We start from the raw sequence: 7807 nt of genomic DNA, 5'->3' as shown, positions 1-7807 counted from the left end.
GAATCAAAACTCATCGCAGAAGTGGAGATGCTCTCCGGAGATCAAACGAAGAACAAGGCCAGGCTCACGAAGATCAAAAACCAGGTCGAAGAGATGCAGAAGTACGACGAACTCCTAAACAACAAATCATTACAGCAGATAGAAATAGACCTCGACGACGGAGTAAAGGTCAACTATGAAAAGTTCGAAGGACTGGTGAGGGGGATATGAAACTTTTGTATTTATATGAACACAGATCAAAATTTCCAGTAATAGGGGAAAAGAGATGCCGATACTAAGCCTTGAGAAGACAACCGCCGCAATACTTCATAAATTCAAAAACTTATCAGAATTTGAAAAAAGAAAGATAGTCTTCTGGTATGACAATGAAAAAACAGCCGAAGACGAAGACTTAGAATCAATCTCAAAAACACTCAGTCAAAACGGCATAAAAACTCTCATCCTCGATAACAACTTCTATGAAATAAAAAAAATAATCGAACATACAGACACCGAATCTGACTATCTCATCTACTCCCACGAAGCTGAAAGACCATATAAGGAAAACTGGCTCTTAGACATCCAGTTATACTCCGAACGGTTTGAAAACAGCAGAATATCCGATATAAAATCTGAGATAGGAATAGAAGGCTATGAATATGACAAATTCCTTGAAAAGCACCAGAAATTCTTCGCAAGCAAGAAAAGAGTTGCAGCCTTCAAAAAATTCTATGATATTACATGGAAAGAAAAAGATCTCTTAAAAGGTATCTTTACAGTAATCACAGGATCGACAGCCCCGGACGACAGGGAGATTGTCAAAAACGTCCTGATAAACTCACTCTCTGAAGAAGAGAACACAATCTGGGAAGACATCGTCCGATACAGCCTTGAAGAAAAATTCTGGGACCTTGCAGGAAGAAACTTTGGCTTTTATAAAGAGCACCCCACGCTCGAAAAATTCTTCTTAAGCTTTCTTATAACCCATATCGACAGAAATGCACAAATCCCCCCCGGAGCACTTGAGAGTTATATCAACAATCCAAAGCAGAGCAACGAATGTGAAATATTCATCTCCGGCTGGATGGAAAATTCAAAAGACTCCTCACGATTTGACGAATACTGCCGGAAACTTCTCCTCGAAGAAGATAAAAAGCTGGAAAAAGATCTAACCTCCATCCTCAACAAACAAAAAGTTGAAAGCTACCTGGAAGTCAATGCACCCGATATTTTTGATAAAAGCATAATCCGGCAGATAGTAAAAACAATCGAAAACGGCGGCAGGGACTATGAAAAATACCTCGAATGGATAGAAGCACGAAAGACCAGACATTACTATCCCGAATTTAAGCACATCTATTCAGCACTTAAATATGGCATAATGTTAATCCGTTTATCAGAAGAGATAGAAGAAAAAGAAACCCCTGCAAACACTCCAAATGAACTCTTCAGAAGATATGCTGAAAAATATTATCTCCACGACTACTACTATCGAAAGTTCTACCGCCACTATGACAAAAACAGTGACAAAGACATCCTGAAAAACAGCATCAGGGAGATAGTCGAGAGGGAATACAGGAACACCAACGAAAAAATCCTGACGAAATGGAGCGACCTCCTCGAAAAAAATTCAAACGGAAAATGGGAGATAGAACTAATCGACAAACAGAAAGATTTCTTCGACAACCATGTTTCAAAGATAATCAAAAGAAACGACAGAGACAAAGTCGCAGTCATAATCTCAGATGCTCTCAGATATGAGGTCGCCGCCGAACTCATGGATGTCCTCAACAAAAGTACAAACGGAACAGTTGAGATGAAGACAATGGCATCCTCTCTTCCGTCCTACACACGGCTCGCAATGGCCTCACTTCTTCCCCACAAACAGCTTGAATACAAAAAAGACCATGTCTTTGTTGACGGGATGGACTCTGACGGCCTTGCAAACCGTGATAAAATACTCGCCGCCTACGGCAAGGAATCCATAGCTTTAAACTTCAAAGAGTTCAGTAAACAGAAATCAGATGAACAAAGAGAGCTAATCAAAGGAAAGAGGATAGTATATATCTGTCACAACAGAATCGATGATACCGGAGACAGCAAATCCTCAGAAGACGAAGTCTTTGAAGCCGCAGAACTTGCCATTGACGATATTAACACTATGATAAACCGTCTTGGAAGAAGTCTGAATGTAAACAATATAATAATCACTGCAGATCACGGATTCATCTACAACCGCGACGCTCTCGAAAATGTCGACATCGTTAATACAGCAGGGTTTGAAAAGGACAATTTTCTTATTGCAAATAAAAGATTTATTATCAGCAGTGAAAAGACAGAACTTCCAAATACACACAGATTTGAATTAAATATCCCTTCAGATTCAGGAGAACATTACTATATATACACACCCTTCGCCGATCTCCGTTTCAGGCTCCAGGGAGGCGGAAGGAACTTTGTTCATGGCGGATCATCTCTCCAGGAGATAGTCATACCAGTGCTTCACTACAACCACATTAAATCAGAATCCGATCTTGACAGAAAAGGAATAGGATATGGTAAAGTAGGATTAACACTGCTTGGAAACATCAGAAAAATTACCAGTAATCCGTTTAGGATCAGTCTTTTACAGACTGAAAGTGTAACAGATAAACGTGAACCCCTCCGGTGCAGAATCGCACTTTATGACAATAAAGGGGAAAGATTAAGCGACGAAAAGGTTATCATTGCAGACAGAACCTCTGACGAACCGGACAAAAGAATTATTGATGTAACACTTACATTGGGTAGAAATGTTAAAAACGGCATCTATCTCTTAAAAGCTGTCGATGAGGACATAAAGGCAAAATACACTGATGTTTTAGAGACCACCCTTGAAGTAGATATTCTGATAACTGATGATTTTTAACCGGAGGCTTAAAAGATGACAGAACATATACCAGCAATTGAAACGGATAAAAAACTAAACCAGTGTTTCCCTGGCAGAGTAGTCAGAAAAGACCTGACAAAAAAGCTTAAAGGAAGCAATAATGTTCCGGTCTATGTCCTCGAATATCTGCTTGGCTCAAACTGTGCAACAGAAGATGAAGAGTTAATCGAAGAAGGGGTAAAAAAAGTAAAACGTATCTTATCAGACAACTACGTCCGCCCTGACGAAGCAGAGCTTATTAAATCAAGAATCCGTGAGACCGGATATTACACTGTCATTGACAAGATAACTGTTCATCTCAATGAGAGGCGGGATGTTTATGAAGCCGAATTCTCATCGCTTGGAATCAAAGAGATTGAGATCGATCCCGAAACGGTAAAGAAGTATGAAAAACTCCTAGGTGGCGGAATCTGGTGCATAGTAAAGATGGAATATTCTGTCGAATCATCCCGTTCCCCATTTATGATATCCAGCCTGAAACCTATCCAGATTCCCAATATGGATATCAATGAACTAATCGACAGGAGGAAGAAATTCACAAAAGATGAGTGGATCGACATCCTGTTGAGAACCATAGGAATGGAGCCTGACAGACTGGAGTATCCTGTCAAATGGCATCTCCTTGAACGACTTGTTCCTCTTGTTGAAAATAATTATAATCTGTGCGAACTTGGACCAAGAAGTACAGGGAAATCCCATGTTTACAAGGAGATCTCTCCAAATTCAATATTAATATCCGGTGGACAGACAACAGTTGCAAATCTCTTCTACAACCTTAGTTCAAGACAGGTAGGACTCGTCGGTTTATGGGATGTTGTAGCGTTTGATGAAGTCGCCGGTATAAGGTTCAAAGACAAGGATGGAATCCAAATCCTCAAAGACTACATGGCATCAGGTTCATTTGCAAGAGGCAAAGACCAGATAAACGCAAACGCCTCAATTGTTTTTGTCGGAAACGTAAACCAGAGCATATCATCTCTAATGAAAACAGCACATCTCTTTGCACCGTTTCCGGATGTCATGAACAATGACAGTGCATTTTTCGACAGGATTCATTATTATCTTCCCGGCTGGGAGGTCCCAAAATTCAGGCCTGAACATTTCACTGAAGGGTACGGATTCATTGTTGACTACCTTGCGGAATTCCTCCGCGAGATGAGAAAGAGATCCTTTGGAGATCATATCTTCAAATACTTCAGGTTTGGAAACAACCTCAACCAGAGAGATGTAATTGCAGTAAAAAAGACATTTTCCGGTCTGATGAAACTATTATATCCTGATGACAGTGCAACAAAGGAAGACGCACGTGAAATCCTAGAATATGCCCTCACCGGAAGACGAAGAGTAAAAGAACAATTAAAAAAGATTGGCGGAATTGAATTCTACGATGTCAATTTTTCATACATTGATGTTGAGGAGCATTCAGAGCATTTTGTTACAGTTCCTGAAAGCGGCGGCAGCAGGCTGATTCCTGAAGGCATGGGAAAACCCGGCCAGGTATTTTCTGTTAACAGAAACGAAGATGGAAAGATTGGGGTATATAAATTTGAACTGCAGGTAGTAGCCGGTTCGGGGAAATATGAAAAATCCGGTCTTGGCTCAAATTCGAAAGCAAAAGAGGCTGTTCAGACCGCCTTTAATTACTTCAAGGCAAATGCCAAATCCGTCAGCCAGAGTATCTCTACAAAAGAGAAAGATTACCAGCTTCATGTACAGGACCTGACAGGTGTAGGAATAGCAGACGGCCTTGCACTTCCTGCATTTATCAGTCTCTGTTCAGGCGCCCTTGAAAAACCCGTACATGAACAGATTGTTATTCTTGGAACCTTCACTATCGGCGGTTCGATTAGTGTTATTGACAATCTTTCTGACCTTCTTCAGGTCTGCTTAGATGCCGGTGCAAAGAAAGTTTTAATCCCGATATCTTCTGCAGGAAAGATCTCAATGGTCCCTCCGGATCTTTTCAGCAAATTCCAGATATCCTTTTATGAAGACCCTGTCGATGCTGTCTATAAATCACTCGCTTTGTCCTGAACAGATTGTTTATAATTAATATACGGGAGAAAAATGAAGATAACCAATGTTGTAGCCACCATTTCACTAAAAGGGCCTCTGGACCTGGAAAAACTGCAAACAGGACTTCCAGGATCGGAAAAAGGCAAATCACACTGGCTCAAATACCGCCTTCAGCCTGAAAACAAGTATGTGGCATTCTATAAATCCGGAAAATTCCTGCTTACAGGAGCGGATACTATTGAAAATTCAGACTCCCTGATTGAAAGAATCATTGAAAAAATACACGAAGCAGGACTCCCAGCCGAATTAAAAAAATTCGATATAAGCAACATCGTTTGTCACGATAAAATACAAATTAATTCCAGTCTGGAAGCCATTTACGAGCAATTCAGGTCCGGAGAAGAGGTTGATTGTGAATATGAACCTGAACAATTCCCAGGGATGGTATGTAAAACCAGGGGAGTTACAATACTCCTGTTTTCTACCGGAAGCCTGGTTTGCACAGGTGCAAAAACTGTATCTGAAGCTGAAGAAGCGATTTACAACTTCTCTAATTTGCTCTCATCGCTTTAAAAGGATTTTAACATAAAAACCCATTATAAAAACCCCCTAACCTCCACATAACTCATCCTTCCGTGAACCCCGTCCTTCTTCACAAGATCAACAAGCCTAAGCTCCTCTAATTTTTTGATATACTCAAAAAAGTAGGTATAACTGATATTCAGATCACTCTTCAGAGCGCCTGCCTGCACCTCTCCTGGTGTAACGCCGGCAGCGTCTCCCTTCTCTAAAGATTCCTTAGTCATCTGACCAATGAGCTCAAAGAGCTGCCTCTCACCGTTCTTCAAAGTCTTAACAGTCTCATTCACATGCACATCCTTTGAGACCGAAAAGGCCCGGCTTACATCCTCCTCAGTAACAGATGTCCTGGCATCATTCTCCGCATTCATCACAGACCGCTTAATAAGATCAAGGCCTACCCGGAGATCCCCTATCTTCATAGAATAATCAACAATCAGATCAAGGATCTCCCCCGAGATAACATTTGGATAAACCCCCTGGAGGATTTTGGCCTGATAAATATCGTGCATCTCCGCAGCGGAGTAAGGCGGGAAATATACCTCAGCCGGCCTGAATGATGACACAACCCCGGCATTAAGGCCATCTAAAATATTCTTATGAACATCTGAGAGAACTGCAAAAACTCCTATTCTGACTCCCTCAAATTCCTGGTGAAGTCTTAAAGCAGTAAAAAGTGTAGTGTTCATCGCACTCTTACTGCCCATATAATTAACGTCATCAAGGCAGAGAAGAACGACTTTATTCTCTTCTGCAATCTTTTTTGCAACCGCTGCAACGAGGTTCTCAAAAGACAAACCTGCGGGCGAAATTTTAGTGTCGGTAACCTTTCGATAAACCTTTGAATAAATCGAAAACGGAGACCTCTCAATCTGGCAGTTTACATAAACAGTAACAAGCTTTTTTGTGCATGATTCTGCTTCAGAAAATAATTTCCTGATGTATGATGTTTTCCCCGTCCCCGGAAGCCCCCTGCATATTGTGTTCACCGGCGAGCATCCCCTTAATGCCGGCCTGAGATTATATGAAAGCTCTTTTATCTGCTCCCCCCTGAATAAAAATCGGTCAGGAATATAATCAGATTCAAAAGCTGAAAGATCCCGAAACAGTGTCTCTTCCCATTTCAAAAACTGATTCATATTTTCAGGTAACATCCGGACACTAATAAAGGCCTGTGGGAATCACTTTCGGACCGCTCACGGGGGATTTATGCTATGGCTTATTTTTAAAGATTTAGGAGTTTAAAGGCGCAGAAAAATTATTTTTTGAGAGATACCTCATCTCTATTATTTTGTGATGCTTTTTTCCAAATCTCTTCCATAATAATATAACAGAGATCTAAAAGCTGCTTATTCTGGTCATTTGAAATAATGCCCAGATATTGAGCACCTCCAATTATTTGATTACGTCTAATTACAATGTCAATGTTGTTCATTTTTTTATTAAATGGGGGTTGGGAATAATCAAAAGTGAATTTAAATTCAGTATCATTACTATCTGATTCTTTAAATATCGTATTTTGTTCGGCAATATAATCCTCAAATCTAATTTTAGTATCTTTACTGATATTATGGACATAAGTATTTCTTATAACTCGAATTAACCTATCAAATTTTTTGAAATCACTTTTATTCCCATTAAAGCAAGTATTTATAAAAAAATTTGAAATCTTATTATTATTGAGTATCGTAATTATGGGATATAATACTCCTACGAGAGATGCCTGAAGAAGCAGTGAAGAATAAATGCCAAAATTTCCTTCGTAGTTCATCATTCCCTTAAGAAAATTTTTATTTAAGCCGTTATAGTTCAAAGTGAAGCAATTTAGTTGTTCTAAATTATCCACTTTATTTTTGAAATAGTCTTTATTCTGTGAATGAATTTCATTATAAATCATATTGCGTTGGTAAAAACAGACATAAAAATTATAAACTAAGGTATATGCCTCAGAAATTTCATTTATTGATTTTTCATCTAATATATTCGATGGACTACATGTTTCAACCATGAATAAAAAGTGGTGAAGGTTATTATAAAGAGATTTCTTGTATATTTTTTGTAGATATTAAATATGATAAACTAGATGGTATCAGGAGGTTGTATTACCTCCTTTCATCCTCTCCTCAAGAATCTCTGCTACCATCTTCTTTAACATATCCGGGTTTGAAAGAATGTCCTTTGCCATATCCTCAATTGTTACAGCGGCATCGTCTGTGAGTGATGAGCAGCAGTTGTTGCAGAATTTAGCTTTTGGCGGGTTGATTGTAAGGCATTTTGGGCACATCAGCGGTTCAAGTGCATGAT

5 protein-coding genes and 2 pseudogenes are annotated in these 7807 nt (G+C 39.6%); 4 read left to right on the top strand and 3 right to left on the bottom strand.

Annotation, left to right across the window (positions count from 1 at the left end; translation table 11 throughout):
- The 4 genes and pseudogenes from ACTB1O_RS01865 to ACTB1O_RS01850 form a co-directional block, all read left to right on the top strand.
- Window positions 1-210: pseudogene (locus tag ACTB1O_RS01865) on the top strand (BREX-1 system adenine-specific DNA-methyltransferase PglX); the annotation flags it as partial.
- A gap of 55 nt (window positions 211-265) precedes the next feature.
- Window positions 266-2887, top strand: a complete 2622-nt coding sequence (gene pglZ / locus ACTB1O_RS01860; RefSeq protein ID WP_462993442.1) for a BREX-1 system phosphatase PglZ type A — start codon at window positions 266-268, stop codon at window positions 2885-2887.
- A 15-nt stretch (window positions 2888-2902) separates the two neighbouring features.
- The gene (gene brxL / locus ACTB1O_RS01855) at window positions 2903-4942 is read left to right on the top strand and encodes a protease Lon-related BREX system protein BrxL (protein ID WP_278100101.1); all 2040 of its coding nucleotides are present in this window, start codon (window positions 2903-2905) and stop codon (window positions 4940-4942) included.
- Window positions 4943-4975: 33 nt separating this feature from the next.
- Window positions 4976-5497, top strand: coding sequence for a hypothetical protein (locus ACTB1O_RS01850; RefSeq protein WP_462993441.1), 522 nt, complete (start codon window positions 4976-4978; stop codon window positions 5495-5497).
- A 23-nt stretch (window positions 5498-5520) separates the two neighbouring features.
- Here ACTB1O_RS01850 and ACTB1O_RS01845 read toward each other — a convergent pair whose 3' ends face one another.
- From ACTB1O_RS01845 to ACTB1O_RS01835, 3 genes and pseudogenes are all read right to left on the bottom strand, one after another.
- Window positions 5521-6642 (bottom strand): ORC1-type DNA replication protein, encoded by a 1122-nt coding sequence (locus ACTB1O_RS01845; RefSeq protein ID WP_462993440.1) that lies wholly within the window; start codon window positions 6640-6642, stop codon window positions 5521-5523.
- A gap of 119 nt (window positions 6643-6761) precedes the next feature.
- On the bottom strand, window positions 6762-7511 hold the full coding sequence (locus ACTB1O_RS01840) for a hypothetical protein (RefSeq protein WP_462993439.1): 750 nt from the start codon (window positions 7509-7511) through the stop codon (window positions 6762-6764).
- 81 nt (window positions 7512-7592) lie between these two features.
- A pseudogene (locus ACTB1O_RS01835) lies at window positions 7593-7807 on the bottom strand (hypothetical protein); the annotation flags it as partial.

Source organism: Methanomicrobium sp. (assembly GCF_055145805.1).
The sequence above is the reverse complement of the archived record's forward strand: the minus strand, read 5'-3'. Positions and strand labels throughout refer to the sequence as shown.

What these genes read in the sequence shown, in the direction of transcription:
- ACTB1O_RS01845 (WP_462993440.1), bottom strand. Translation starts at nt 6,642, where the DNA reads ATGAATCAGTTTTTGAAATGGGAAGAGACACTGTTTCGGGATCTTTCA.
- brxL (WP_278100101.1), top strand. Translation starts at nt 2,903, where the DNA reads ATGACAGAACATATACCAGCAATTGAAACGGATAAAAAACTAAACCAG.
- ACTB1O_RS01840 (WP_462993439.1), bottom strand. Translation starts at nt 7,511, where the DNA reads ATGGTTGAAACATGTAGTCCATCGAATATATTAGATGAAAAATCAATA.
- ACTB1O_RS01850 (WP_462993441.1), top strand. Translation starts at nt 4,976, where the DNA reads ATGAAGATAACCAATGTTGTAGCCACCATTTCACTAAAAGGGCCTCTG.
- pglZ (WP_462993442.1), top strand. Translation starts at nt 266, where the DNA reads ATGCCGATACTAAGCCTTGAGAAGACAACCGCCGCAATACTTCATAAA.